The organism is Nocardia sp. NPDC059236 (genome assembly GCF_042754085.1).
Taxonomy (GTDB): domain Bacteria; phylum Actinomycetota; class Actinomycetes; order Mycobacteriales; family Mycobacteriaceae; genus Nocardia.
Window position 1 is genome coordinate 299,582 of record NZ_JBHZAF010000010.1, and the last position, 23,706, is coordinate 323,287.

General features: G+C 68.7%; 26 protein-coding genes. 10 read left to right on the forward strand and 16 right to left on the reverse strand.

Features of this window, described 5'->3' with window-relative positions:
• The first annotated feature begins 15 nt into the window (after nt 1-15).
• The 5 genes from ACFXIV_RS26995 to ACFXIV_RS27015 are packed head-to-tail and all read left to right on the forward strand — an operon-like array spanning nt 16 to nt 4,237.
• Nucleotides 16-909, forward strand: a complete 894-nt coding sequence (locus ACFXIV_RS26995) for an XdhC family protein (protein WP_379398754.1) — start codon at nt 16-18, stop codon at nt 907-909.
• Nucleotides 906-1,499, forward strand: coding sequence for an NTP transferase domain-containing protein (locus tag ACFXIV_RS27000; protein WP_379398756.1), 594 nt, complete (start codon nt 906-908; stop codon nt 1,497-1,499). The genes ACFXIV_RS26995 and ACFXIV_RS27000 overlap by 4 nt, the downstream gene beginning before the upstream one ends.
• Nucleotides 1,496-2,383: an AAA family ATPase gene (locus ACFXIV_RS27005; protein WP_379384002.1), complete on the forward strand. Its 888-nt coding sequence runs from the start codon at nt 1,496-1,498 to the stop codon at nt 2,381-2,383. Before ACFXIV_RS27000 ends, ACFXIV_RS27005 begins: the two co-directional genes overlap by 4 nt.
• Before the next feature lie 13 nt (nt 2,384-2,396).
• A complete protein-coding gene (locus ACFXIV_RS27010; protein WP_379398758.1) occupies nt 2,397-3,044 on the forward strand; it encodes an SRPBCC family protein in 648 nt (215 codons plus the stop codon).
• On the forward strand, nt 3,041-4,237 hold the full coding sequence (locus ACFXIV_RS27015) for a VWA domain-containing protein (protein WP_379398760.1): 1,197 nt from the start codon (nt 3,041-3,043) through the stop codon (nt 4,235-4,237). The genes ACFXIV_RS27010 and ACFXIV_RS27015 overlap by 4 nt, the downstream gene beginning before the upstream one ends.
• A 202-nt stretch (nt 4,238-4,439) precedes the next feature.
• Here the strand turns inward: ACFXIV_RS27015 and ACFXIV_RS27020 are convergent, their stop codons facing one another.
• On the reverse strand, nt 4,440-5,042 hold the full coding sequence (locus ACFXIV_RS27020) for a TetR/AcrR family transcriptional regulator (RefSeq protein ID WP_379398762.1): 603 nt from the start codon (nt 5,040-5,042) through the stop codon (nt 4,440-4,442).
• A 125-nt stretch (nt 5,043-5,167) separates the two neighbouring features.
• On the opposite strand from ACFXIV_RS27020, the gene ACFXIV_RS27025 reads away from it, so the two are divergent.
• Nucleotides 5,168-6,625, forward strand: a complete 1,458-nt coding sequence (locus tag ACFXIV_RS27025; protein WP_379398764.1) for an MFS transporter — start codon at nt 5,168-5,170, stop codon at nt 6,623-6,625.
• A 217-nt stretch (nt 6,626-6,842) separates the two neighbouring features.
• Here the strand turns inward: ACFXIV_RS27025 and ACFXIV_RS27030 are convergent, their stop codons facing one another.
• From ACFXIV_RS27030 to ACFXIV_RS27070, 9 genes are all read right to left on the reverse strand, one after another.
• Nucleotides 6,843-8,063, reverse strand: a complete 1,221-nt coding sequence (locus tag ACFXIV_RS27030) for an RNA polymerase sigma factor (RefSeq protein WP_379398766.1) — start codon at nt 8,061-8,063, stop codon at nt 6,843-6,845.
• Nucleotide 8,064: 1 nt separating this feature from the next.
• Entirely contained in the window at nt 8,065-8,406 is a 342-nt protein-coding gene (locus ACFXIV_RS27035) for a YciI family protein (protein ID WP_379398768.1), read from the reverse strand.
• The gene (locus ACFXIV_RS27040) at nt 8,403-9,005 is read right to left on the reverse strand and encodes a dihydrofolate reductase family protein (protein WP_379398769.1); all 603 of its coding nucleotides are present in this window, start codon (nt 9,003-9,005) and stop codon (nt 8,403-8,405) included. Before ACFXIV_RS27040 ends, ACFXIV_RS27035 begins: the two co-directional genes overlap by 4 nt.
• 309 nt (nt 9,006-9,314) lie before the next feature.
• The gene (locus tag ACFXIV_RS27045; RefSeq protein ID WP_379398771.1) at nt 9,315-9,647 is read right to left on the reverse strand and encodes a hypothetical protein; all 333 of its coding nucleotides are present in this window, start codon (nt 9,645-9,647) and stop codon (nt 9,315-9,317) included.
• A 97-nt stretch (nt 9,648-9,744) separates the two neighbouring features.
• A complete protein-coding gene (locus ACFXIV_RS27050; RefSeq protein ID WP_379398773.1) occupies nt 9,745-10,749 on the reverse strand; it encodes a hypothetical protein in 1,005 nt (334 codons plus the stop codon).
• A complete protein-coding gene (locus tag ACFXIV_RS27055) occupies nt 10,746-11,105 on the reverse strand; it encodes a RidA family protein (protein WP_379398775.1) in 360 nt (119 codons plus the stop codon). The genes ACFXIV_RS27050 and ACFXIV_RS27055 overlap by 4 nt, the downstream gene beginning before the upstream one ends.
• The gene (locus tag ACFXIV_RS27060) at nt 11,102-12,199 is read right to left on the reverse strand and encodes an alpha-hydroxy acid oxidase (protein WP_379398777.1); all 1,098 of its coding nucleotides are present in this window, start codon (nt 12,197-12,199) and stop codon (nt 11,102-11,104) included. Before ACFXIV_RS27060 ends, ACFXIV_RS27055 begins: the two co-directional genes overlap by 4 nt.
• Nucleotides 12,196-13,698 (reverse strand): amino acid permease, encoded by a 1,503-nt coding sequence (locus ACFXIV_RS27065; protein ID WP_379398779.1) that lies wholly within the window; start codon nt 13,696-13,698, stop codon nt 12,196-12,198. The genes ACFXIV_RS27060 and ACFXIV_RS27065 overlap by 4 nt, the downstream gene beginning before the upstream one ends.
• Nucleotides 13,699-13,919: 221 nt before the next feature.
• On the reverse strand, nt 13,920-15,089 hold the full coding sequence (locus ACFXIV_RS27070; RefSeq protein WP_379421338.1) for a hypothetical protein: 1,170 nt from the start codon (nt 15,087-15,089) through the stop codon (nt 13,920-13,922).
• 119 nt (nt 15,090-15,208) lie between these two features.
• Between ACFXIV_RS27070 and ACFXIV_RS27075 the strand changes: the two genes are divergently transcribed.
• Complete coding sequence (locus ACFXIV_RS27075) at nt 15,209-15,790, forward strand: TetR/AcrR family transcriptional regulator (protein WP_379405565.1); 582 nt, start codon at nt 15,209-15,211, stop codon at nt 15,788-15,790.
• A 6-nt stretch (nt 15,791-15,796) separates the two neighbouring features.
• Here ACFXIV_RS27075 and chrA read toward each other — a convergent pair whose 3' ends face one another.
• From chrA to ACFXIV_RS27090, 3 genes are all read right to left on the reverse strand, one after another.
• Nucleotides 15,797-16,936, reverse strand: coding sequence for a chromate efflux transporter (gene chrA / locus ACFXIV_RS27080; protein ID WP_379405567.1), 1,140 nt, complete (start codon nt 16,934-16,936; stop codon nt 15,797-15,799).
• Nucleotides 16,937-17,019: 83 nt separating this feature from the next.
• Entirely contained in the window at nt 17,020-17,874 is an 855-nt protein-coding gene (locus ACFXIV_RS27085) for a hypothetical protein (RefSeq protein WP_379421339.1), read from the reverse strand.
• Between the two features lie 457 nt (nt 17,875-18,331).
• Nucleotides 18,332-18,754 carry a hypothetical protein gene (locus ACFXIV_RS27090; RefSeq protein ID WP_379405571.1) on the reverse strand — a complete coding sequence of 141 codons (423 nt, stop codon included), beginning with the start codon at nt 18,752-18,754 and terminating at the stop codon, nt 18,332-18,334.
• A 143-nt stretch (nt 18,755-18,897) separates the two neighbouring features.
• Here ACFXIV_RS27090 and ACFXIV_RS27095 point away from each other — a divergent pair, with 143 nt between their 5' ends.
• A complete protein-coding gene (locus ACFXIV_RS27095) occupies nt 18,898-19,557 on the forward strand; it encodes a hypothetical protein (RefSeq protein WP_379405573.1) in 660 nt (219 codons plus the stop codon).
• A gap of 71 nt (nt 19,558-19,628) precedes the next feature.
• A complete protein-coding gene (locus tag ACFXIV_RS27100; RefSeq protein ID WP_379405575.1) occupies nt 19,629-20,285 on the forward strand; it encodes a hypothetical protein in 657 nt (218 codons plus the stop codon).
• Between the two features lie 62 nt (nt 20,286-20,347).
• Here the strand turns inward: ACFXIV_RS27100 and ACFXIV_RS27105 are convergent, their stop codons facing one another.
• The 3 genes from ACFXIV_RS27105 to ACFXIV_RS27115 form a co-directional block, all read right to left on the reverse strand.
• Nucleotides 20,348-21,361, reverse strand: coding sequence for an NADP-dependent oxidoreductase (locus ACFXIV_RS27105; RefSeq protein WP_379405577.1), 1,014 nt, complete (start codon nt 21,359-21,361; stop codon nt 20,348-20,350).
• 56 nt (nt 21,362-21,417) lie between these two features.
• Nucleotides 21,418-21,618, reverse strand: a complete 201-nt coding sequence (locus tag ACFXIV_RS27110; protein ID WP_379405579.1) for a hypothetical protein — start codon at nt 21,616-21,618, stop codon at nt 21,418-21,420.
• Between the two features lie 133 nt (nt 21,619-21,751).
• Nucleotides 21,752-22,075 carry a putative quinol monooxygenase gene (locus ACFXIV_RS27115; protein ID WP_379405581.1) on the reverse strand — a complete coding sequence of 108 codons (324 nt, stop codon included), beginning with the start codon at nt 22,073-22,075 and terminating at the stop codon, nt 21,752-21,754.
• A gap of 249 nt (nt 22,076-22,324) precedes the next feature.
• Here ACFXIV_RS27115 and ACFXIV_RS27120 point away from each other — a divergent pair, with 249 nt between their 5' ends.
• Nucleotides 22,325-23,620, forward strand: a complete 1,296-nt coding sequence (locus ACFXIV_RS27120) for a lipopolysaccharide biosynthesis protein (protein ID WP_379405583.1) — start codon at nt 22,325-22,327, stop codon at nt 23,618-23,620.
• Nucleotides 23,621-23,706: the final 86 nt, after the last annotated feature.

A 23,706-nucleotide genomic window follows, 5' to 3' on the forward strand; every position in this document is an offset into this window, starting at 1 on the left:
GCGATGGGGTCACCGATGAAGATGAACGAGCGTGCAGAGGAGCTGGTCCGCACCCGGACCCCGTTCGTGCACGCGACCGTCGTGCGCGCCCAGCAGCCGACCTCGGCGCACGCCGGGGACGAGGCGATCCTGTTGCAGGACGGGACGATCGAAGGATTCGTCGGCGGCCAGTGCGCCCAGAACTCGGTCCGCAAGGCGGCGCTGGGTGCCCTGCAGTCGCACGAGAGTGTGCTGCTGCGCGTACTGCCCGACGGCGATCTGCATTTTCCCGAAGCGCCCGGCGCGGCGGTGGTGGTGAATCCCTGTCTGTCCGGCGGAGCGCTGGAGATCTTCCTGGAGCCGCAGATCCCGGCGCCGCTGGTGCGCATCTGCGGCGCGACACCCATCGCGGATGCCTTGGCCGACATGTGCGAACTGGTGGGTTTCGGGGTGCGGCGCGGTGCTGCCGAAGCCGGCTCGCTGGATTCGCTGGCCGATACGACGGTGCTGGTGATCGCCAGCCACGGTGGCCCGGAGGCCGAGATGATCCGCGTCGCGCTCGACGCGGGTGTGGGGTACATCGGGATGGTGGCCAGCACGATTCGGGGCGCGTCGATCCTCGACGAACTCGAATTGACCGACGCCGAGCGGGCTCGCATCCGCACCCCGGTGGGCTTGCCGATCGGCGCCAAGACGTCCGCGGAGATAGCGGTCTCGATTGTCGCGGAAGTGATCCAGGCGATCCGTAAAGGTGGCTTGGCCGTCACGCCCCGCGCGGCGAAGGTCGCGATCGAGGTGCGCGATCCGGTGTGCGGCATGACCGTGACCGTCGGGCCGGACACACCGCATCTCATTGTCGACGGTGTCGACCACTGGTTCTGCAGCTCAGGCTGCCGCACCTCTTTCGCAGCGACGAGGACAGGCTCATGACGAACGGGGTCGTCACCGGAGTGGTGCTCGCGGCGGGAACCTCGGAGCGTCTCGGCATGGCGAAACAGCTACTGCCGTACCGGAATACGACGGTTCTCGGCGCCACCCTCGACATGGTGCGGTCCTGCGCGTTCGATCAGATCATCGTCACGCTCGGCGGCGCGGCGGCGGCGGTGGCCCAGCAGGTCGATCTCGCCGGGGTGGAGGTCGTGCTGGCCGATGACTTCGGTTCGGGCTGTTCGTCGTCGTTGCGTTCGGCCCTGAACCTGGTGCATCCTCGGGCCGCCGGAATCGTGCTGATGCTCGGTGATCAACCGGGTCTGCCGGCGGCGACCGTCGAGCGGCTGATCGCCGAGGGAACGTCCGCCGGGATCACGGTCTGCCGCTACCACGACGGTATCGGGCATCCATTTTGGCTGAGTCGCAGCATATTCGGCGACTTGGCGCGATTGCACGGCGACAAGGCCGTGTGGAAGATCATCGAGTCGGGCCGCGTCCCGGTGTCGCAACTCCATGTCGACGCACCGGTGCCCTTGGACGTCGACACCTGGGACGACTACCAGCGCCTGCGCGCCGCGACGTCGCCATGATGTCGCCGTTCGACGATATCGAGGACGTGGTGCGGCGATTCGACGCCGACGACTACCTGCTCGATACCGGAACCGCCGCCGCCTTCTATCTGGCCACCACGTTGGGCCGGCCGCTGCTGCTGGAAGGTGAACCGGGAGTGGGCAAGACGACGGCGGCGAAGACCCTGGCCACCGTGCTGGGTGCGCCGCTGATCCGCCTGCAGTGCTACGAGGGCCTCACCGTGAGCGAAGCGCTGTACGACTGGAACTACCAGCGTCAGCTGCTCAGCATCCGGCTCGCCGAGGCGCGCGGCGCCGAGCTCACCGAAGCCGACCTGTTCACCGAGGCATATCTGGTCGACCGCCCGATCCTGCGCTGTGTGCGATATCGCGGCCCGACGCCCCCGGTGCTGCTGATCGACGAAATCGACCGTGCCGATGACGAATTCGAAGCGCTGCTGCTCGAATTCCTCGGTGAGGCCACGGTGACCGTTCCCGAACTCGGGACCTTTGTCACCGAACACCCGCCGCTCGCGGTGCTGACTTCGAACCGCAGTCGCGACCTGCACGACGCGCTGCGGCGGCGCTGCCTCTACCACTGGATCGACTACCCGGAACCGGCCCGTGCGGTGGCGATCGTGCGACGCACCGTGCCCGGGGCAACCGACGCGCTGATCGAGCACGCCACCCAATTCGTGGGCCGCGCTCGCGATCTCGATCTCGACAAGCCGCCCGGCGTCGCCGAGACCATCGACTGGATCGCCGCGCTGGTGACGCTCGACGTCGCCGATCTCACCGCGCCGGAGGCGGTCGCCGCGCTCAGCGCACTGGCGAAGACACCCGACGACCGCACCACGGTCCACGAGGCATTCGTCGAATACACCCGAAGCCTGGCTACCGGATGAGAGAGATACTCCGATGAAGATCGCCAATGAGTTCACCGTCCACGCACCCCTCGAGCAGGCATGGGCGGTGCTGACCGATCTCGAACAGGTGGTTCCGCTCATGCCCGGGGCACAGCTGGTCGGCTGGGAGGGCGAGGACTTCCTCGGCAAACTGAAGGTCAAAGTCGGCCCGGTGACCAGTGAATTCACCGGGAAGGCGAATTTCGTCGAGCGCGACGAACACGACCATCGCGCCGTCATCACCGGCAGCGGCCGGGATTCACGCGGATCCGGAAACGCGGCGGCGACCATCACCACGCAACTGCGCGAAGACGGGGACGAGACCCGTGTCACCGTGGACACCGACCTCAAGATCGTCGGCAAGCTCGCCCAGTTCGGCAGCGGGATGTTGCAGCAGGTGTCGGAGAAGATGATGGGTCAGTTCGTCGCATCGCTGGAAGAGAAACTCGCAGCGGGCGATTCGGCCGCAGCAGCGACGGCCGGGCCGGACAGCCGAGCGGCACGGCCGCAACCGGTCGCGGAAACCGAGCCGGCGCCGCTCGATCTGGTCGAACTCGTCGGGCCCGCGATGATCAAGAAATACGCGCCCGCCATCGCGTTCGTGCTCGCGGCCGTGCTCGGAATCATCCTGGTACGCAGGCAGATGCGCGGGAAGCGATGACGCGAGCGGCACTGCTGCGCGTCGATCTGGCCGCATTCGCTGTCGCGGTGGTCGCGCGGCTGCGGCGTGGTGGCGTCGCGGTGGCGCCGAGCGGGCCCGCGCTGTTCGTGCAGGCCTTGCGTCGCATCACGCCGCGGTCGCGCACCGAACTCTACTGGGCTGCGCGACTCACGCTCGTCGATCGCATGCAGGATCTCGCCGCCTTCGACGCGGTCTTCGCGACGGTGTTCGCCGACGCGGTGCTGGGCGTGGACCCGCCGAGCCGAACGCACGGACTGCCGACCGAACGCGCGTCGGCGCCGGGCACGGGCGGTCGCGGGCCGTCCGGGCAAGGCGGTGAAGTCCCTTGGGCGACACTGCAATCAGCGACCGGTGCGGACCGATCGACCGATCGGGGCGTGGCGCTGCCGGACGTGCTGCCGAGCCGGTTCGCGGCACGGGAACAGGAACCGTTCGCCCGCTTCGATCCGGACGACCTGCGGACGGTCGGCGCCTGGCTGGAGCAGGCGTCGGCCCTGTGGCCGCAGCGCCGGAGCAGGCGCTACGCACACCATCCGCACGGCAAGCGGATCGACTTCCGGGCGACGATGGACCGCTCCCGCCGCACCGGCTGGGAGCCGGCGGTGCTGGTCCGCACTCGTCACCGGCGCCGCCCGCGCCGAATCGTCATGATCTGCGACGTCAGCCGTTCGATGCAGCCGTATTCGACGATCTACCTGCACCTGATGCGGGCAGCGATGCAGCGCCGTTCGCCCGATCGCCCCGAGGTGTTCGCCTTCTCCACCTCGCTGACCAGGCTGACCGCGGTGCTGGCGCACCGCTCCCCGGATGTCGCGGTGGCCCGGGCCAACGACAAGGTGGTCGACCGCTACGGCGGCACGCATATCGGCCGGTGCCTCGGTACATTGCTCGCGACCCCGTCCGGCAACGCTGTGCGCGGCGCCGTCGTCGTCATCGCATCGGACGGCTGGGACAGCGACACCCCCGATGTCCTCGCCCGCGCGATGGCCCGGATCCGACGCCGGGCCTGGCGCGTCATCTGGCTCAATCCCCGTGCCGGCGACTCCCGATTCCAGCCGACCACCGGTGCGATGGCGGCAGCGCTGCCGTTCTGCGACATCATGATGCCGGCGCACACACTGGCGGGAATACACGCGTTCATGCAAACCCTGGCATCGACGATCGTCACCTGATGGCAAGACTGCGGATACCGTTGTGCCGCAAGGTTGAATCTCGGCTATGTCGAAGGCATGCTATCCGCCGAACTCGGAGACGTCCTGGTCGGCGCCGTCGACGAGGGTTTGTACGGCGTCACGCCGGCAACCGAAACCACTGCTGTGCAATGAATTTCGCCGACGAACGGTGGGGCGGCGTAGTTTTCGACGAAAGGAAGCGTCAGTGTAGGCCTGCCAATGGTTCCCATGCGGACATGGCGGCAGTGGCGACGGCCTCCAAGTCGGTGCGGGTGGCGCCATCGCGGGCCTGTATCGACATCCCTTGTTGGACTGTGGTGTAGAACGCGGCCATGATGTCGACGGTTGCTTCGGCGGGAAGGTCGCCCTCGTCGACCGCGCGGCGCAGCCGGGCCGCGATCGCGGCTTGCAGGCCGCGACGAAGGTCGGCGAGGAATGCCTGGGCTTCTTGATTTACCGTGGTCCGGGCGGCCAGGGTGACCATGCATCCGGGCGGAGTCGCGGGATCGGTGTAGAAATCGGCGCTCGCGCACAGCAACTCGTGTACCGCCTCGCGGGCGACGGGGGCGTGGTCGAGCGCGAGGCGCGCCGGATTGCCCACGATCGAGTCGTAAAGCTCGACAGCCGCACGGAAGAGTTGTTCCTTGGAGCCGAAGCAGGCATAGATGCTGGGCGAGGCGATACCCATTGCGGCCGTGAGGTCTGTCATCGACGTCCCCTCATACCCGTTGCTCCAGAACGCAATCATCGCCTGCCTCAGCACGGCGTCGCGGTCGAAGCCGCGGGGACGACCACGCTCTCCCATTCTCCACCTGCCTTCCCGTGTTCCCACGAATTCTGTGTCGCCCACTAAAGATATCTCTTGACGCGGCTTCCGGGGCACTGCTACCTATTTCTGTGTCGATCAACATAGAAATTGAGGGTGGGGACATGACAACTGAACGCAGCCCCTGGGGGGCACTGGGCGCGCTGTGCGTGGGCTACTTCACGATCCTGTTGGACATGACCATCGTCGCGGTTGCGAATCCGGCGATCATGAACGGCCTGCACACCGACATGTCCAAGGTGATCTGGGTGACCAGTGCCTACCTGCTCACCTTTGCGGTGCCGCTGCTCATCACCGGCCGCCTCGGCGACCGTTTCGGACCGAAATACCTGTATCTATGCGGACTTGCAATCTTCACCCTGGCGTCGCTGTGGTGCGGCCTGGCGGGCGGCATCGGCTCGCTGATCGCCGCACGAGCAGTGCAGGGTCTCGGCGCCGCGTTGATGGCGCCGCAGACGATGGCAGTGATCGGCCGAATCTTCCCCTGGGACAAGCGCGGCGCGGCGATGGGCGTATGGGGCGGAGTCGCGGGCATCGCGACGCTGATCGGCCCAATCTTCGGCGGTGCGCTCATCGACAATGGCGGCTGGCAGTGGATCTTCTATGTCAACGTGCCGATCGGCTTGCTCGCATTCGCGTTGGGCGCGTGGCTGGTTCCGGCGCTGCCGACGAACGATCACCGCTTCGACATCCCCGGGGTGATCGTCGTCGCGATCGGAATGTCGGCATTGGTGTTCGGCATCCAAGAGGGCAACAGCTACCACTGGGCGGGCTGGGTGTGGGGCCTGATCTTCGGCGGTCTCGTCGTCCTCGCGCTCTTCCTGGTGTACCAAGGCCGCACGAAGATCGAACCGCTGGTGCCGCTGGGCCTGTTCCGGAACCGCAACTTCTCCCTCGGCAATGTGGCGACCGGTGCGCTGGGCGCGGCGATGACGGCCCAGATGGTGCCGTCGTACTTCTACCTGCAGGCGGTGCGCGACCTGTCCCCGACGAAGGCGGCGCTGGTATTCGCCCCGATGGCAGTCGTTTCCGCCATCCTGTCGCCGGTGGTCGGCAAGCTCTCGGACAAGGTGGCGCCGCGCTATCTGCTGACATTCGGCTTCGCCCTGTTCACTCTGGCGGTGTTGTGGTTCATCAGCCTCGCCACCCCGCACGGGTCCATTCCGCTGATGTGCTCGATGTCGGTGCTCTGCGGTATCGGCAGCTCCTGCATTTGGGCGCCGCTCCCGGCGACGGCATTGCGGAGCCTGCCGCTGGAGCAGATGGGGGCGGCCTCGGGTATCTACAACACCACCCGCCAGGTGGGCTCGGTGCTCGGTAGCGCGGGCATCGGCGCGCTTCTCACCGCGCGCATGGCGGTGCATTCGCTGCCCGCCTCGTCCGGCGAAACCGGCCACCTCCCAGACCTCATCAAAGCGCCCTACGCTTCGGCCCTGACCGACTCGCTGTACCTCACAGTGATCCTGCTAGCGGTCTGTGTCGTCACTGCCGCGTTCTTCGCCCCGACCAAGACGGTCACCACCGCGCCGTCTCCGGCAGCAGAAGAGTCGGCCGTAGCCTGAAGCCGGACTGAGACAGTCGAATTCGGTATCCGGCCGATGGCGTGCGCGTCGGCGGCCGGATTCGGTCGAAGGAAAGGCAATTCTCATGAGTGCTGAGCTCGTGCTCCGGACGGTCGAGGATGGCATCGCCACCCTGACCCTGAACCGTCCCGAGAAGTTGAACGCGCTGACGGCTGCCGGACGACTCGGTGGAGCGACTGACCAAGCGCTGAGCGGGTCAGGTAGGGCGTGCCGCCTCGGCGCGGGCAATGAGGAAATCGCGTTCGGTGTCGTTGCGGGCGTGGGCGATTGCGGCGCGGTATGCCTGTGCGGCTTCGGCATTCCGGCCGAGGCGGTGCAGGAGACCGGCGCGGACGGCATGGAAAAGGTGCTGGTCGTCGAGGTCCAACTGGTCCAGTTCGGCCAGTGCGGCTGCGGGTCCGGCGACCTCGGCGAGTGCCACCGCGCGGTTGAGCCGCACCACCGGGCTCGGGGTGAAGGTGAGGAGCTGGTCGTAGAGCTGGAGGATCTGCGGCCAGTCGGTGTCGGCGGCGGTGCGGGCGTCGGTGTGGACTGCGTTGATCGCGGCCTGGATCTGGTACGGGCCGGGCTGGTTGCGGCGCAGGCATTTACGGACCAGGGCGTGGCCCTCGGCGATCAGGGCTGTGTCCCAGAGACTTCGATCCTGCTCCGGGAGGGGCATGAGCTCGCCGGTCCCGGAGGTGCGTGCGGCACTGCGTGATTCGCTGAGCAAGAGCAGAGCCAGCAGGCCGTCGACCTCGGGTTCGTCCGGGATGAGTTCGGCGAGCACCCGGGTCAGCCGGATGGCCTCGGCGCACAGGTCGGCGCGGGTCAGGCGCGCGCCGGCGGTGGCGGTGTGACCCTCGGTGTAGATCAGGTAGACGACCGCGAGAACGGCGTCGAGCCGGGCGGGCAGCTCGGCGTCGGACGGCACTCGATACGGAATCCGGGCATCGCGAATCTTGCCCTTGGCGCGGGTGAGGCGTTGCGCCATGGTCGTTTCCGGCACCAGGAAGGCCCGGGCGACCTCCACCGTGGACAGCCCGCCCAGCAGTCGGAGGGTCAGCGCCACCTGAGCCTGGCGGGACAGCGCGGGATGGCAGCAGGTGAATATCAAGCGCAGCCGGTCGTCGCGCACCGCGCCCTCCTCGATCGGTTCGCCCTCTGCCCGGAGCAGCGCGGCCTGGGCGTATTTGTCCGCGCGGGCGGCCTCGCGGCGCAGCCGGTCCACCGCGCGATTACGGGCCGTGGTGATGATCCAGCCGGGTGGACTCGGCGGCAGCCCATCGCGCGGCCAGCGCTGCACGGCGGTCGCGAAGGCGTCCTGCACCGCGTCTTCGGCGATATCGACATCGCCGAAGACACGGATCAGGGAGGCCACCGCGCGGCCGTAGTGCTCGGCGAAGACGGCCGCGACATCGACTGTGCCGGCAGGCATGTCAGCTGTCTCGAATGGGCCGGACCTCGATCGGCAGCCCGATGACGCGTGCCATGCGGCGACCCCAGTCCAGCGCCTCGTCCAGGTCGGCGGCGCGGATGACGGTGAAACCGCCGATGTGCTCCTTGCTTTCGGCAAAGGGCCCGTCGGTGACGAGTACCTCCGAGCCCTGCGCACGCAGCACGGTGGCGGTACTCGGCGCGTGCAGCCCGGCCGCGAACACCCACGCCCCCGACTCCCGCAGCTCGGCATCGAGTGTCGCCAGCTCGCTCATGATCTCGTCGAGGTTGTCCGGCGGCGCGGTGTCGTCGGGCTGGTAGATGCTGAGCAGGTACTCGGTCAACGCGACTCCTCTCCGGCGGGACGATAGGTGGCCATGAGGACACCGGTCGTCGTGGTGACGCTGTCGGTCAGCCGCAGCGGGCCCACGTCGACGCCGTCGAACAGGCGCGCGCCGGGACCGACCGTCAACGGGTGGATCGAGAGCAGGTACTCGTCGATCATGCCCGCGTGCATGAGGGAGCGCAGCAACTCGCCGCTGCCGAGGACCACCAGATCCAGGTCCGGCCGCCCGGCGCACAGTGCGCGCACGGCCGCGACCCCGTCACCGGACAGCAGGGTCGAGTTCTGCCAGGGCAACGGCTCGGCGAGGGTGCGGGAGCAGACGAACTTCTCCGCCTTGTCCAGCACCTCGGTGAACGGATTGTCCGTCTGGTGCGGCCAGAATCTGAAGAAGTCCTGGTAGGTGCGACGGCCGAACAGCAGGCCGCCGTCGCTGTGCGCGGCCATGTGCGCACCCATGACGCGGCCCTGGACCGGATCCGCGTACCGGTGTGCCCAGCCGCCGCCGGTGAATCCGTTCCGGGTGTCCTCGTCGGCCCGGCCCGGCGCCTGCATGACGCCGTCGAGGGTGAGGTTGACGACCGCGGTGATCCTGCCCATGTTCGCTCCTTGGCTGCGGCCCGGCCAGATTGCCGGACTCACCCTCTACACGAACGGGCTGCCGCGATCACGACACCGCCGCGGAAATTCTCCGGCGCCATGGAATTTCCTCTCGTGCGCCGTGACGGGTTGTCGCGTGCCGTGACGCTACGCCCGCGCGGGACCGGCGTGAGAAGGTTTGCTGAAGAATTCCGCAAGGTACGCAATTAACAACTTACGCAATCAGTTAGACCCGTTCGGGCCCGAAAAAACCTGCGGGCGCCGCCGTTTCCGGCAGCGCCCGCAGGCTCGTTACGTCCGCGGCTCAGCTCAGCCGCACAGGCTCCCCGGCGCAGTGGCCGCGTCGAGGAACAGCACGGCCTCCTCCTTCTCGGCCGCCCCACCCGGAAGCTGTTCGGACAGCTGCTCCTTGGTCATGCCCGAAGCGATGGCCGCGCAGTCGGCCTTGCCGACATCGATGGCCGCGAGCTGCTGATCCTGATCGGTCAGCAGCTCACCGCGCCCCTGCAGATAGCTCACGAACACCTGCTCCGGCGCGGTCAGTGCGCGCTCCGCCCCGGCCACGCCCGTGGCCGCCCCCAGCAACGCGACCCCTGCAGCCATCACTCCGAAACCCGAAGCGAGACGGCTCTTTTTACCCACGAACTCTCCTTCAACATCGAACGAACCCGGCGAGCCTACCCCGGGCCGACCGCGGCCATGCGCGAAGCCGGACGGGCCGCTGGCCGGGGAATTCGGGTCAGTCGCGTTCCAGAATGCTGGTCACCAGCATGGTGTGATCCTCGAGCCGCCGCCGCACGGTCCAGCCGAGTTCGGCGAAGGCCTGCTCGTACTCCTGGCGCGTCCACAGTCGCACGCCGGTGACCGCGTGATAGATCTCGTACGTGGGCGAGAACCACGGCTGCTGTGTCCAATACGGGGCCTCGAGCAGGTAGCCGTCGCCGATCACCAGCCGCCGCAGGTTGGGGAACCAGTCCATCCAGCCGCGCAGCACCGCGGCGATGCCGTCACCGTCGCTGGCCAATTGGTGCAGCAGGAAGAACGACATGGCGGTGGTGACGGCATCACGGTCGACGGTGGCCAGCCAGGCGGGCGGTTCCGGTTCGGGCTGCACCGATCCGGCGAGCAGGGTGATGCGGTCGCCGAGCCCGCGCGCGGTGAGTTCGGCGGTGGCCGAGGCGATCACACCGTCCTCGATGTCCACGCCGAGGAACCGTTCCCGCTCGGCGATCCCGGCCAGCGCGAGCACCCGGCCGGCGTCGGCGCAGCCGAGATCGATGGTGCAGCCGGGTGTTCCGGCCGCGATGGCGTGCCCGATGGCCGCGAAGATCTCCGGCCGCCGCCGCGCGATATCGGTGCAGCCGCGAGCCACCTCCCCGGGTTCGGTGGCGGCGGGAATGTATTCGCGGTGCGGGCTGTCCGACAGCTGCCGGAAGGTGGGTTCCCACCCGCGCACCGCCACCCGCACGAAGCCCCGGTTCTTGCCGACATCGTGGCCGGTGTGGGTGAGCTGGTAGCGCCGCCCGCGCCGCAGCAGGAAGCCGGCGCGCACCAGCCCCTCGGCGACGGTCTGCTGGATGCCGGTGGTGGGCGCGACGGTGTCGCCGCCGAGCAAGGTGACCCACCAGCCCCAGTCGTCGGCGGCGACGATGAGCTGGCCGGCGGTCTGGCCCTCGATGACGTCTCGGATGGTGAAATCGCCGAGGGCGGACTGCGGTTGGACGAGCGGGGTGACTGCGGTCATGATCGATCTTCCTGAGCGGTGGCGACGGCGATCGCCTGGATTTCGATGAGCAGCCCGTCGATGGGCAGGGTGGTGACGGTGGTGATCCGCGCCGGTGCGGCCGTCGGGAAATGCGTGCGGAAGGCGGAGTTCCAGCCGGGGAACCAGCGGCGATCGGACAGATAGCAGTCCAGCCGCAGCACGTGCGCGCGGCCGCTGCCCGCCGCGGTGAGGGCGGCGTCGAGCTGCCGGAAGACCTCGGCGGTCTGGCCCTCGAAGGATGCGGTGGTGACGGTCAGGGTGTCCAGGTCGACGGCGGCCAGGCCGGAGGTGAACACGAGCCCGGCCGCGGTGCGGGACAACGGGAATGCGCTCACGGGGCGGCTCGCATGATCCGGGTGGCGTCGATCTCGGCGAGGGTGGCCGCGCCGGATAGGATCATCAGGGTGCGCAGCTCCTCGGTGAGCAGCTCCAGCACCCGATCCACTCCGGCCTCCCCGGCCGCGGCCAGGCCGTAGATGGCCGCGCGGCCCAGGATCACCGCGTCCGCGCCCAGTGCGAGCGCCAGGTACACATCGCTGCCGGTGCGGATGCCGCTGTCCAGCAGGATGGGTGTCTCCGGGCCCACCGCCGCGCGAATGCGCGGCAGCATATCCAGGCTGGCCGGGGCCGGATCGACTTGGCGGCCACCGTGATTGGAGACGACCAGGGCGCTCGCGCCGATGGCCAGGGCGCGTTCGGCCGCGGCGGGGGTGAGCACGCCCTTGGCGATCCAGGGCAGCCCGAACCCGGTGGCGGCGTCGGCCAGCTCGGCCCAATCCCACACCATGCCACCGCGTTTGAGCAGCTGCCCGAAGATCTCCGCCACGCCGGGAGCTCCGTCCTCGCCGGTCAGATTCCCGCCGAAGTGCCGCTGATCGGGGTCGAAGCGATTGGCCATATTGCGGGTGCGGAAGCCGCCGACCGGGCAGTCGAGGGTGACGCACAGCGCGTCGTAGCCCAGTCGCGCCACCTGGTCCGCGACCGCGGCCGCGTGCCCGAAGGGATGCACCTGCGCAATCCGGGCGGCGCGCGGTGCTGCGGCGCGTACCCGCTGATAGGAGAAGCTGCCCGCCTCCGGCACGACGGACAGCGCTCCCCGGGCCTGGGCGGCCCGGGCCACGGCCGGATGCCCGTCCGGATGGAACAGCGCGTCACCGCCGAAGGGTGCGGTGAGAAGCGGTGTCTCCAGGGGCATTCCGAGGAATTCGGTGCGGGTGGAGGGCGCGCCCACCCCGCTCATCGGTGCGGGCAGGATGCGCCAGCGGTCGAAGGCGAGCCGGTTCTCCCGCAGGGTGATCTCCTTACCCGCGCCGCCCTCCATGAAGTCCAGGACGTCGGCGGGCAGCGCGGTCGCGGCCGCGCGATGGATCTCGTCGAGGGTCCCGAAGTCGACGCGGGTCGGGTAGAAGCTGTCGAGCTGCGCGGTCACGCGGCACCTCCGGTGGTCACCGTCGCGGTAGTGGTCGCTGCGCTCGATTCGGCCATCGCCGGGGTGGGATCGGGTGCCGGGGTCGGATCGGGCACCTGGGTCGGATCGAGCGCAGTGGCGGTGTGGCCGGGAGCGGCGGTCGCGTGGCTGCGACCGTAGAACAGATACAGTGCGACTCCCGCCGCGCTCCAGATCACGAACCGCAACCAGGTCAGTGCCTCGAATGTGGTTGCCAGCCAGATGCACCCGGCGATGGCGCAGACAGCCACCACGGGCAGGAAGGGAACCCGGAACGGACGCGGGCGGTCGGGTGCGGTGCGGCGCAGGACGAGCACGCCCACGGCCACGATCACGAACGCGAACAGCGCGCCGATATTGACCAGCTCCGCCACCGTGCCGATGGGGAGCAGCCCGGCCACCGCGGCGACGACCGTGCCGAGCAGCAGGCTCAGCCGGACCGGTGTGCCCCGGGAACCGGTGCGGCACAGCGCCTTCGGAACCATGCCGTCCCGGCTCATGGCGAACACCAGGCGGGTCGGGCCGTAGCACACCATGAGCAGTCCCTTGGTGAGCGCGACCACCGAGGCCACCAGGATCACCTTGCCGATCCACCCGGCGCCCGCGGCGGCCAGCGCGGTCGCCACCGGCGCGGCATTGCCGAGGGTGGAATACGGTGCGACACCGGTCAATACAGCGCTGACCGCCACGTAGAGGGCGGTGGCGATGACGACCGAGCCGATGATCCCCCAGGGCAGATCACGGCGCGGATCGCGGGTCTCCTCGGCGGAGGTGGCGACGACATCGAAACCGAGATACGCGAAGAACGCCAGCGCCGCGCCGGCCGCGATGCCGTGCACGCCGAAGGGCAGGAACGGCGACCAGTTGCCGGGATGCAGATGGGGCGTGCCCACCGCGATCACCAGGACGAGGACGCCGATGGTCAAGGCCACCAGAGTTTTCACCACGACTGCGGTGAGTCTGACCTCGAACACGAGCACACCGATCAGCGCGGCGACAATGAGGACCGCCGGAAGATTGATGACGCCACCGTCACTGGGGCCCGCGGAAATCGCCTTGGGCAGTGTCACTCCGAACAAGGAATCCAGGGCGGCCCCGAACAATCCGGACCAGCCGATGGCGATGGCCGACGCCGCCACGGCGTATTCGAGCAGCAGATTCCAGCCGACCAGAAACGCGGGCACCTCGCCCAGCGTGCCGCGGGTATAGGTGTACGCGCTGCCGGACAGCGGCGTCATGGACGCGAGTTCGCTGTAGCACAGCGCCACCAGTGCGCAGATGGCCCCGGCCAGCACGAACGACAGGACGATGGCCGGTCCCGCCTTGGTCGCGGCGGCAATGCCGGTGGTGACGAAGATGCCCGCGCCCACGATGGTGCCGACGCCCATGGCGATGAGGTCCACCCGCCCGAGACTGCGGGTGAGCGTTCCGTCGGCGGCCGGGGTTGCCGGAGTCACGCCGGCCCGAGTTTGTGCTGCCATTTCTGGAATCCATTCGGAGAGAATGTCTTTGGAGCTGATGTATTCCAGTGAAACGGCCGGAGTTTATGTGGCGGTGAACTCGCGTAACGACTTCGTTTCGTCGAATTCTGGAGTTTTCGTCAACGTAAGGCATTGCGGGCATGCGTAATTGCGCGCGATCGGAATTCGCGCGCGATCAATTGTGCCGTTCCATTCGATGCGTCGAATATGCGGCGGAAGAGTTATGCGGTTGTCGAGATCTGCGGAGTGGGAACGGAGTCCGTGGCGCGCGCCGTTGCGCGCCGACGGACGACTGCGGTGGTCATGGCTACCGGAACGAGGACGACCGCGGCGGCGAGCACCGCGTCGCGCATGGACGCCACGGTCGCGATGGCTCCGAAGCCCACCGTCGCGACCGCCGCGCACGCGTAGGCCACGCCGGCGAAGCGTGCGGCGGCCCGAGCGTGCTGGTCGGGAGATGTTGCGGCACTGACGATCCGGAGTCCGGATCGATAGGCGATGCCCTGCCCGAAGCCGGCCACCGCGCCGCCGCACAGCAGCAGCGCCAGGCTGGGCAGCCAGGACACGGCCGCCGCCAGCGCGACCCCGGCGATGATGATCCACTGCGCTGCAACGGGTTCAGCGGCGAGTCTGGCCGGCGCGACCAGGCGCTGCGCCAGCCAGGCGCTCACCAGATACAGCGTGACGGGCAGCGCCGGCAGGGCGAGATTCGTCGTGCCCAGCAGCTCCGCACCGTAACTCGGCAGCAGGGCGACGACCAGTCCCGCCGACACCCAGGCGGCAATGCCGCTGAGGTATCCGGCGATTCGCGGTTCGACGGTCTCGGGAGCCGCGGCGGCGCGACCGGCGATCGCCGCCGGTCGCGCCGCACGATCGCTCAGCACCGCCATCGCGGTTACCGCGAGCACTATCGCGTGCCCCAGATAGACGGTCACCCCGGGTGCGGGCAGATACTGCGCCACGACCGCGGCCGCGAGCGTCCCCAGCGCCGAGCCGAGCACGGTCGCCACCGCCATGGCCGTGCGCCCGCGTTCGCCCTTGCGTTCCAGGATCAATCCGGCCAGCGAGCCGGTCACCAACCCCACCGACAGCCCCGCACAGATCCGCGCGGCGACCACCGGCCACGGCGAATGTGCCACTGCCATGGCCACATCCGCGGCGATGCCGAACCCGCTGCCCACCCCGATGCGCCACCACCAGCCCCGTCGGGTGGGCGGCGTACCCACCAGTGCGAGCGCCGGGGTCAGTGCGAACAGGTAGGCGGCGAAGATTACGGTGATGAGCAGGGGTGCGAGCGTCCAGGCGTGCCGGTAGTACGGCATCATCCCGGTCGCCATGTTCGGCTGCGCCATGATCAGCACCAGCAGCGCCCCCGGTGCGGCTGCCCGCATCCCGGCCTCCTAAATGAGGAGATCTTCTCTGTTAGAGAATACGAAACTGAGAAGAACTTCTCTACTCGAGTGCCGTGCACCGACACCACGTCGCGCTCGCGCAGGATGGAGGCGTGCCCGTGAACACCCGCAGTGACGCCCAGCGCAGCCGCGTGCTGCTGGTCGACGCGGTCCAGAGCCTGCTGGAGGCGGGCCGGATCGGTTTCTCCATCCCGGAACTCGCCGCCGCGGCGGGTGTCGGCGTGGCCACCGCGTACCGGCATTTCCCGACCCCGCAGGACGCCCTGCAGGCCTTCCATCGCCGCGCCATCGAACATCTGGTGCAGGCGCTGGCCGCCGTCGACGCCGGCCCCGATCCGGTCGAACGCTTCCACCGCTGCTGCCGCACCTGGGTGGACCAGGCCGGGCAGTGGGGTCCGGCCGTGCGCTACATCCGCAGCTCCCGGGGCTTCATCGAACGGCTGGCCGACGGCGACGAATCCATCACCGCCCTGCACGACATGCTCGCCGAGGTGCTCAATGCCCTTGCACGGCAGGGCAAGACCGCCGAATACGACCTCACCTACGCGGTGCTGCTGTGGATCACCATCTTCGACGAGCGCGTGGTCTACGACCTCACCGAACACCGCCACTGGAGCCCCGCCCAGGTGACCGACCACCTCACCCGCGCGGTCGCCGGAGCGCTCGGCATCACGGTCTGACGCACCTCAGCCGACGGGCCGGCCTGCCAGCGCCGCGGCCACCCCGAGCGCGCCGGCGCCCAGCAGGGCGCTCACCACACCGCGCCGCGCCGCCAATAGCCACGCCGCGGCAGCCGCGAGCACCGCGAACTGCCAGAGGTGGTGCAGCGCAAGGGCGAGCGGGATCGCGGAACCCGCGATCGCCCCGATGACCGCGGGTCCGGCACCGGTGAAGAACGCCTGCACGCGCTGGTCGGCCCGCAGCCGGTCGAAGTACTTGCCGCCGGCCAGCACGAAGGCGAACGACGGCGCGAAAGCGACCGCGGCGGCCAGCAATCCGCCCGGTACGCCCGCGGCCGCGTACCCGACCACCGCCACCGTCTGCACCACCGGGCCCGGCGTGATCTGGCCGAGCGCAACGGCATTGAGGAATTGCGCTCCGGTCATCCAGCCGTAGCGGTCGACCGCATCGGCCTGCATGAGCGGAATGATGACGAAACCCCCGCCGTAGGACAGCGCGCCCACCTTGAAGGCCACCCAGCACAGCGCTGCCAGGCCGCCGGTGGCCGGCCCGGCCGCCGGTGCCAGCGGCCACGCGGATACCCGGCTCGGGGACAGGCCGCCGCGTATCCCCACCTCGACCAGCCCGGCCCCGATCAAGACCAGTACCAGCCAAGGTCCCAGGACTGCGGCCGAGACGATTCCCAGTGCGGCATAGGAGATCCAGCGGGCCCGAGCGGCTCGGCCGTTGCCCGCGCGCCTCCAGCCGGCCGGAAGCAGGCCCATCGCAGCATGCACCGCGACGGCGGCGACCGCCGCGCCCGCCCCGGCCGCGGCGCCCCGCACCCACACCGGGCTGCCCGCCGCCAGGAAGACCGCGGCCAGGACCAGGATCAGTGCCAAACCCGGTGCGATGAAACAGCATCCGCCGGCGAGCGCCCCGGCGGTGCCGCGCAGTCGCCAGGCGGTATAGATCGCCAGCTGAGTCGAGGCCGGTCCGGGGAGCAGATTGGTCGCGGCGATGGCGTCCTCGAACTCCGCCGCGTCGAGCCAGCCGCGCCTCCGCACGCACAGGTCCCGGAGCAGGGCGATGTGTGCGGGTGGCCCGCCGAAGCCGAGGCAGCCGATACGCCCCCACTCGCGGGCGATCGTCCACAGCGTGACCACTCCGGCTCCTCCTCCGTCTCCCGAATCCGACGGCCGACCTTAGCCCTCGGTCGGTGACGATGCTCGGTACGGCGGCGCCGGGCTCACTTCAGGGCGGCGTGCAGCAGGGTCACCCCGGCGGTGAGGGCCGCGCCCGCCACCGACCAGCTGGTGCCCGCGGGCTGAGTGGACAGCACCACCACGGCATAGCGATAGGGCTGATCGGGGGAGGGGGAGACCAGGCCGGTGGTGTCCAGGGTGGTCGAGGAGTCCAGATCCATCCAGCCCTGTTTGACCGCCCAGGTCGCACCGGTGAGGGCATCGGGGATGCCGAAGTACTGGTCGGTGCCGTCGGCGGCGGTCTCGGAGGCGTTGTGCAGCGCGCCGACGATCAGGTCCCGGGCCGGGGCCGGGATCGCGGTGGTGATGTAGTGGAAGACGGAGACCACATCCCTTGGCGTGGTGAGGGTTTCGCCCCACTGGGCGGTGTCGTCCGGTGCGGTGGTCGCGGACAGTCCGATGGCGGCGACCATGCGATCGATGATGGCGTTGTTGCCGCCGTTGTCCCACATCACGTCGGCGATGTCGTCGTCACTGGTGGACAGCATCCGGGTGATCTGGGTCGTGGTGTCCGGATCCGGTTGCCAGTTCTGGGTTTTCAACGCGTCCAGCGCGATGAGTAGCTTGACCACCGAGGCGGTGTAGAACTGCTCGTCTGCATTGAGACTGGCGATGGCCGCCCCGGTGGTGGTGTCCACCACGTCGATGCCGACACTGGTGCCGGGCGAGGCCGCCTGGATGGCGGTCTGCATCTGCTGGGCGATGGCCGTCACCGAAATGGGGTGCGGAGCAATCACAGTAGCGCTGGGTGCCGTGATCTCGGGGACCTGGCCGACACCGGCCTGATCATGAGACGTGGCGAACGCAGTGGGAGCGCTGAGGGCTGCCAGGGAGATCACGGCGACGAAACTGCCGGCCGCGATCCAGAACCACCGTGCGTGCGGTGAAGGGGCCTGAATCGGGGTCATAGACAATTAGATCGACACGAACCTCGAGACATTTCCAGCCGAAAGCTGTCAATTTCCTGTTAACTGCAGCGCAATCGGATCTCGGTTCGGAGACGGTTCTGACCGGCTAATTCACCGCGAACCCAGATCATTTCCGGGCCGGGATTCATCCGCCCTGGAGACGGTGATGGGTACCAGTCGTGAGATTGCTCGAAACGCCCTCGTAAAGAGCCTCGCTCCACCCGGTTTCGGGGTGCTGTTCGTGATCGTCCCGGTTCTCGTCCACGCTGACGCGGACTATGGTAACGGATGTGTTCTGTTCTCCGACAACACATCAGCAACTGTGGACTCGCTCCGGTTCAGATTCATGCTGGGCGGCAGCGGTCCACTCGGGTGGGCGCGCGCCCGGTCACACGCCGCGGTAGATCTTGCGGGCGGTGGTGATCAGCGGAATCTGGATCGGGAGGCGCAGCAGCGCGCCGATTTTCAGCGGCAGCGGGCGATTGCTGCGCAGCCAGTCGGCGGTCAGCTGTAGGTTGGCGGGGAAGACGGCGAGGAAGACCAGCGCGGCCAGGCGTGCGCCCAGACCGCGGGTGCGGGGGACCACGAGCAGCGCGCCCGCAGCCAGCTCGGCCACGCCCGAAACCTGGGTGTAGGTACGGGGTTTGCCCGGGAGCTGGGGCGGGATCATGGTGTCGTAGGGCTTGGGCATGAGGAAGTGCAGGACGCCCGAGCCGAGCAGCAGGGCGGCCAGCGCAAGGGCGCGGGCCCGAATGTCATTGGAGCCGACCGGTTGGATTGCCGCGGGGGAGTGCGACAGATCTGCTGTCATCGTTGCAGCATAACCGGTCGGTATGTATTGCCCGGCGGGTAACCGGGTTCCGCATCTCTGCTCGGAGTGTCGTCGTGGCGAGTGGCCGATCGCCAAGGGATAGCGCACAATTAGGCGGCTATCCGGCTCGAGCAGGGGAAGTTATGAAGGCGCACAAAGGGCTTGCGATGGCCCTGCTGGTCCTGGGTTTGACGGTCGCGTGCTCGAAGGGGGAGGCCACCCATCCGGCCAATGCACCGGCACAAGCGGTTCCGCAGCCCGCGCCCAAGGAGAAGGAGGGCACGATTCCGGTCGGCCCCGGTCCCCAGGGCACGTACACGGTGGCGGCGCAGCCCGCGCCCGGGAGCTGCCACTACCGCAGGACCGCCGACGGCCAGCCGCTGCCCGACCCGAACTGCACCCCGGGCGCGACGAATCCCAAAGTGACAGCGGCGAATCTGGCCGACACCATCTGTAAGTCGGGCTATACCGCCTCGATTCGGCCCAACACGTCGATCACGAATCCGGAGAAGGCCGCCAATATCAAGTCCTACGACTACACCGGCGACCCCCGCGATGCCGAGTACGACCACCTGATCTCGCTGGAGCTGGGCGGCGACCCCAACGATCCGCGCAATATCTGGGTCGAACCGCCGTCACCGGGCCACCAGGCGGGCGCCGGGCCGAACAATCCCAAGGACGGCGTGGAGACCAAGCTGCACACCCTGGTCTGCAATGGCAAGGTGGCGCTGGTCGACGCCCAGGTGGCGATCGCCACCGACTGGACCACCGCGCTGGCGAAGGTCGGCTTCCCCAATAGCTAGGGGCGCGTCGCGCCCGGCGTGCCGGGCCGAAACCACCGCTGGACTCGAACCTGCGGGCCTACGATCGAACGATGTCAGCGCCGCAGGACCCCTCGACGATGATCGAGGGCCGGGTCGTGCACAAGGTGAGCAACGCACTGAAGATCACCTTCAGTGCCGGCCCCGGTGACCCGCTGGCCACCGGGGTGCAGGGCGCGGGCAATGGTCTCGCGACCAAGGCCGCCATCCTGTTCGGCTTCAAGAACGGCGGCACCGGCAAGCACCGCATCACCTACGCCGACGGGTCGGTGGTGTGGGTGGAGTCCAAGGACTCCGCGCCCACCGTGCTCAGCCGGGGCGACGGGACCTCGCTGGCCACCATTCAGCGCGCCGACACCTCGACCGCCGTGGGATCCACGGCGGGAACGCTTTTCCACTTCGTACCCGATCCGGAGGAGGCCCGGACCCCGGAACTCTTCCGCATCGTGGTGCTCGACCGCATGGGACAGGAGACCGGCCGCCTCGACGTGGTGCGCACGGTCGGCGGCTGGACCCTGCGCCGTATCGCGAACGATCTCTACGACGAGTCCTTCTGGTGGGATCGGGCCGGGCAGCCGCTTCCCGTCCCGATCCTGGGCACCCGGCTCTGGCTCGAGCACCCGCTCGACCCGGTGGAGCGGGACGTGCTGCTGGGCGTCTGTGTGGACATCGCCCTGGGATTGCGACCGTACATCGCGGTCATGAAGTAGGAGAACGGCTTCCGGGACTTCCGCCCGCCTGTACGGGAGTCCCGGAGGTCCGGGGTGGGCCGTCAGTCGGAGACCTTGATGACCAGCTTGCCGAGATTCTTGCCGGTGAGCAGGCCCTGGAACGCGGCGACGGCATGGTCGAGGCCGTCGACCACATCCTCGAGGTAGACGAGCTTGCCCTCCGCGATCCACTGCGCCGCCGCCGGATAGAACTCACCGGCCTGGCCGGCGAACTCGGACACGATGAAGCCGCGCACGGTCAGGCTCCGGCGCAGGATGCTCGACATGAGCAGCGGCAGCCGGTCGGGGCCCGGCGGCAGGTCGGTGTCGTTGTAGTTGGCGATCAAGCCGCACACCGGAATTCGGGCGAACTGATTGAGCCGGGGCAGGACGGCGTCGAAGACCGCGCCGCCGACATTCTCGAAGTAGACGTCGATGCCGTCCGGGGTGGCGGCGGCCAGCTGCTCGGCGAAGTCGGGGGCGCGGTGGTCGACGGCGGCGTCGAAGCCGAAGCGCTCGCGCAGCAGGGCGACCTTCTCCGGACCGCCCGCGATGCCGACGGCTCGCGCGCCCTTGATCCTGGCGATCTGGCCGACGGTCGAGCCGACCGGTCCGGTGGCGGCGGCGACCACCACGGTCTCGCCCGGCTTCGGCTGCCCGATGGTGAGCAGACCGGAGTACGCGGTCAGACCCGGCATGCCCAGCACGCCGAGGGCGGTGGTGAGCGGCGCGGCGCTCGGGTCCAGTTTCTGCAGAGCCCGCACCTGCTCGACCGAGTGCGTCTGCCAGCCGCCCCAGCCCAGCACGATATCGCCCGGCCGCAGTGCGGGATCGGTGGATTCGAGGACGCGGGAGACGGTCGCGCCGCACATGGTCTCGTCGATCTCGACCGGCGGGGCGTAGGAGGGCGCGTCGCTCATGCGGCCGCGCATGTACGGGTCCAGCGACAGGTACAGCGTCTGCAGCAGCGCCTCGCCCGGCTGCGGCGGCTCCAGTTCGACCGTCTCGGTGCGGAAGTTCTCCGGCTGCGGCATACCGGTCGGGCGGGAGGCCAGGACTATACGGGTGGACTTCATCGTCGGAACGACCTTTCGATGGGCAACCCCTTCATTCTGGACATTGTGGACCCACGTCAGGTCTGTTCCGCGCGCCAGGTATCGAAACTCGTCATGATGTGACGGCGGACGGTCGCCCACTCCGGCACCAGGCCCGCGGCGAGGAATTCGAAGCCGACGCTCACCGGCGCGACCTGCGCCGGCGTCGACAGCTCGTCGAGCAGGACCGCTACCCGCTCCCGATCGGATCCCGTTCCCGTGGAACGGGTTTCGACCACGGCTTGTGAAGTCGTCCGACTGATCAATGCGCTTGTCCCGCAGCCGATATGGAACACGACGAGGTGATCGGCAGCTGAACCCGGGCTCGCCGGTCCGCCGACCGGGGCATCGGTCAGGCGGCGGGCATTCTTGTTACTCGGGGGTGTGGCCCTCGGCGTGGATGGTGTTGCCGTAGCAGCCTTCGGGTTGTCGGGCCAGGAGTGGTGGCAGTTGGCGGGTGATGGCGGCTACCGGTTCGGAGCGGGTGGTTGCGTCGTGGGCGGGCTTGTCGATCCAGAGTTGGGTGAGCCAGATGGTGTCGGGGTCGTCGGGAGCTGTGTTGATGGTGTAGGCGAGCAGGCCGCTGGTGGGGCCACCGGCGCGGAATCCGTTCTGGAGCAAGGCGATCAGGTCGTCGCGGCGGCCGGGGAGGGCGGTCATTCGGCCGTAGACGCTGAACATGGTGTCGTCGGACATCGGTCACCCTTTCGGTTGGGCGGTGCGTCGTCGAGCCTACGTTGGAACCCGTTGCACAGGTTGGTGGTTGGGTGTGCGGTACTCGACGGCCGCGGACGTAGTGAATCAGCCCGGGTGACTGGGTGATGGATTTGAATGGGGGGTTACGTTTTGCGGTGAGTCGGGGGTTTGGGGTGGCGGGGGTGGGGAGGGGGCAGGAGAATTTCGGGGTCTGGCCGGAGTGCGCGGTCGGGGAGAAAGAGGACCGCTATGGCGGGACGGCGACTGGTGGGGACAGCGCTGGTCGGGCGGGTGCGCGCGAAGGTGGCCGAGGATGGGCTGCTGTCGGTGTTGCGGGACATCGGGTTCGTCAGTCTCGGGAAGTACGGGCAGTTCCTGGTCACTGCGGTGACCGTGCCATTGACCGCGCGGACGCTCGGGGTGAGCGGGGTCGGGCTGCTTGCCATCGGGATGTCGGCGTACTTTCTGGGCTCGCTGCTGGTGGACCTCGGCATCAATACGTTTCTGGCCGCGCTGCTGAACGAGGAGGGGCTCGACGAGCTGCGGGGGAGTTACCTCGCGGTGCGGGGCGCGGGGCTGAGCATCATCGCGGTGGCGCTCACGGCCGGACTCGCCGTCGGCGTCGGCCCGCACCTGCGCATGATCCTGCTGGGGCTGTTCGTGGGCGGATTCCTGTCCCTGTCCGAGGACTGGCTGCTGGTGGGGCAGGCCAGATTCGGGGCCTCGATGACCTATCAGATCGCCGGGCGCGTGGTGTACCTCGTGCTGCTGGTCGCGGTGCTGCCGCGACTTCCGCACGCCGAGGTGGTGCTGTTGTGCCTGCTGCTGTCGTCCGTGGTCACCGTCGCGCTGACCTGGCGGGACGCCCACACCCGGGTCGGCCGCCCGGGCCGCCCCACCAAGGTCGTGATGATCCTGCGCACCGGCGCGCCAGTACTCGCGTCACGGCTGCTCGTGACCAGCTACGGCCAGGGCACCGCCACCGTCTACTCCTCGGTGCTGGACGCTGCCTCGCTCGGGTTGTACTCGGCGAGTGACAAACTCGTGCGCGCGGTGCAGTCGCTACTCGATCCGATCGGGCTGGCGCTGCTGCCCCGCATGGCTCGCGAGCGCACCGATCCGAATTTCTGGCGGCACGAGATGCGCGCCCTGGCCGCCTGCGTGATCGTGGCCGCCGTTGCCGTGGCGGGGATCTGGGTGACCGCCCCGTTCGCCGTGCAGCTCATCTACGACGACGATTTCCGCGCCGTGGTGCCGATGCTGCGCGTGGAGGTCTGCATTCTGGTCGCCACCGCCACCACCTCGTTCGTCACCACCGCCATCCTGCCGGTGCGTCAGGACACCGTCGGCATCATGATCGGCGCAGTGATCGGAACAGCGGTGGCGGCCACCGCGCTGCTCCTCACCCTGCGCACCCACTCGGTGTGGACGCTGGTGTGGGGCACGGTGGCCGCCGAATTCTGTGTCGCCGCCTGGTATCTCGCGCGGACCGGTCAGCTGGCCGCGCGCGAGCGGATTCAGCCGGCGCTACCGGCCACCCACTGATCCCAGCTCAGCGGGTATTACTTCCGCTACCAGTGATCATTTCTGAAAAGTGCTGGCAGTCAGGTAATTTGACGAACCGTGATTAC

Bases quoted from the DNA above. Each gene is read 5' to 3' on its own strand.
- ACFXIV_RS26995 (WP_379398754.1), top strand. From the start codon at position 16: ATGAAGATGAACGAGCGTGCAGAGGAGCTGGTCCGCACCCGGACCCCG.
- ACFXIV_RS27000 (WP_379398756.1), top strand. From the start codon at position 906: ATGACGAACGGGGTCGTCACCGGAGTGGTGCTCGCGGCGGGAACCTCG.
- ACFXIV_RS27005 (WP_379384002.1), top strand. From the start codon at position 1,496: ATGATGTCGCCGTTCGACGATATCGAGGACGTGGTGCGGCGATTCGAC.
- ACFXIV_RS27010 (WP_379398758.1), top strand. From the start codon at position 2,397: ATGAAGATCGCCAATGAGTTCACCGTCCACGCACCCCTCGAGCAGGCA.
- ACFXIV_RS27015 (WP_379398760.1), top strand. From the start codon at position 3,041: ATGACGCGAGCGGCACTGCTGCGCGTCGATCTGGCCGCATTCGCTGTC.
- ACFXIV_RS27020 (WP_379398762.1), bottom strand. From the start codon at position 5,042: ATGGGAGAGCGTGGTCGTCCCCGCGGCTTCGACCGCGACGCCGTGCTG.
- ACFXIV_RS27025 (WP_379398764.1), top strand. From the start codon at position 5,168: ATGACAACTGAACGCAGCCCCTGGGGGGCACTGGGCGCGCTGTGCGTG.
- ACFXIV_RS27030 (WP_379398766.1), bottom strand. From the start codon at position 8,063: ATGCCTGCCGGCACAGTCGATGTCGCGGCCGTCTTCGCCGAGCACTAC.
- ACFXIV_RS27040 (WP_379398769.1), bottom strand. From the start codon at position 9,005: ATGGGCAGGATCACCGCGGTCGTCAACCTCACCCTCGACGGCGTCATG.
- ACFXIV_RS27050 (WP_379398773.1), bottom strand. From the start codon at position 10,749: ATGACCGCAGTCACCCCGCTCGTCCAACCGCAGTCCGCCCTCGGCGAT.
- ACFXIV_RS27065 (WP_379398779.1), bottom strand. From the start codon at position 13,698: ATGGCAGCACAAACTCGGGCCGGCGTGACTCCGGCAACCCCGGCCGCC.
- ACFXIV_RS27070 (WP_379421338.1), bottom strand. From the start codon at position 15,089: ATGCGGGCAGCCGCACCGGGGGCGCTGCTGGTGCTGATCATGGCGCAG.
- ACFXIV_RS27090 (WP_379405571.1), bottom strand. From the start codon at position 18,754: ATGACAGCAGATCTGTCGCACTCCCCCGCGGCAATCCAACCGGTCGGC.
- ACFXIV_RS27095 (WP_379405573.1), top strand. From the start codon at position 18,898: ATGAAGGCGCACAAAGGGCTTGCGATGGCCCTGCTGGTCCTGGGTTTG.
- ACFXIV_RS27100 (WP_379405575.1), top strand. From the start codon at position 19,629: ATGTCAGCGCCGCAGGACCCCTCGACGATGATCGAGGGCCGGGTCGTG.
- ACFXIV_RS27105 (WP_379405577.1), bottom strand. From the start codon at position 21,361: ATGAAGTCCACCCGTATAGTCCTGGCCTCCCGCCCGACCGGTATGCCG.
- ACFXIV_RS27115 (WP_379405581.1), bottom strand. From the start codon at position 22,075: ATGTCCGACGACACCATGTTCAGCGTCTACGGCCGAATGACCGCCCTC.
- ACFXIV_RS27120 (WP_379405583.1), top strand. From the start codon at position 22,325: ATGGCGGGACGGCGACTGGTGGGGACAGCGCTGGTCGGGCGGGTGCGC.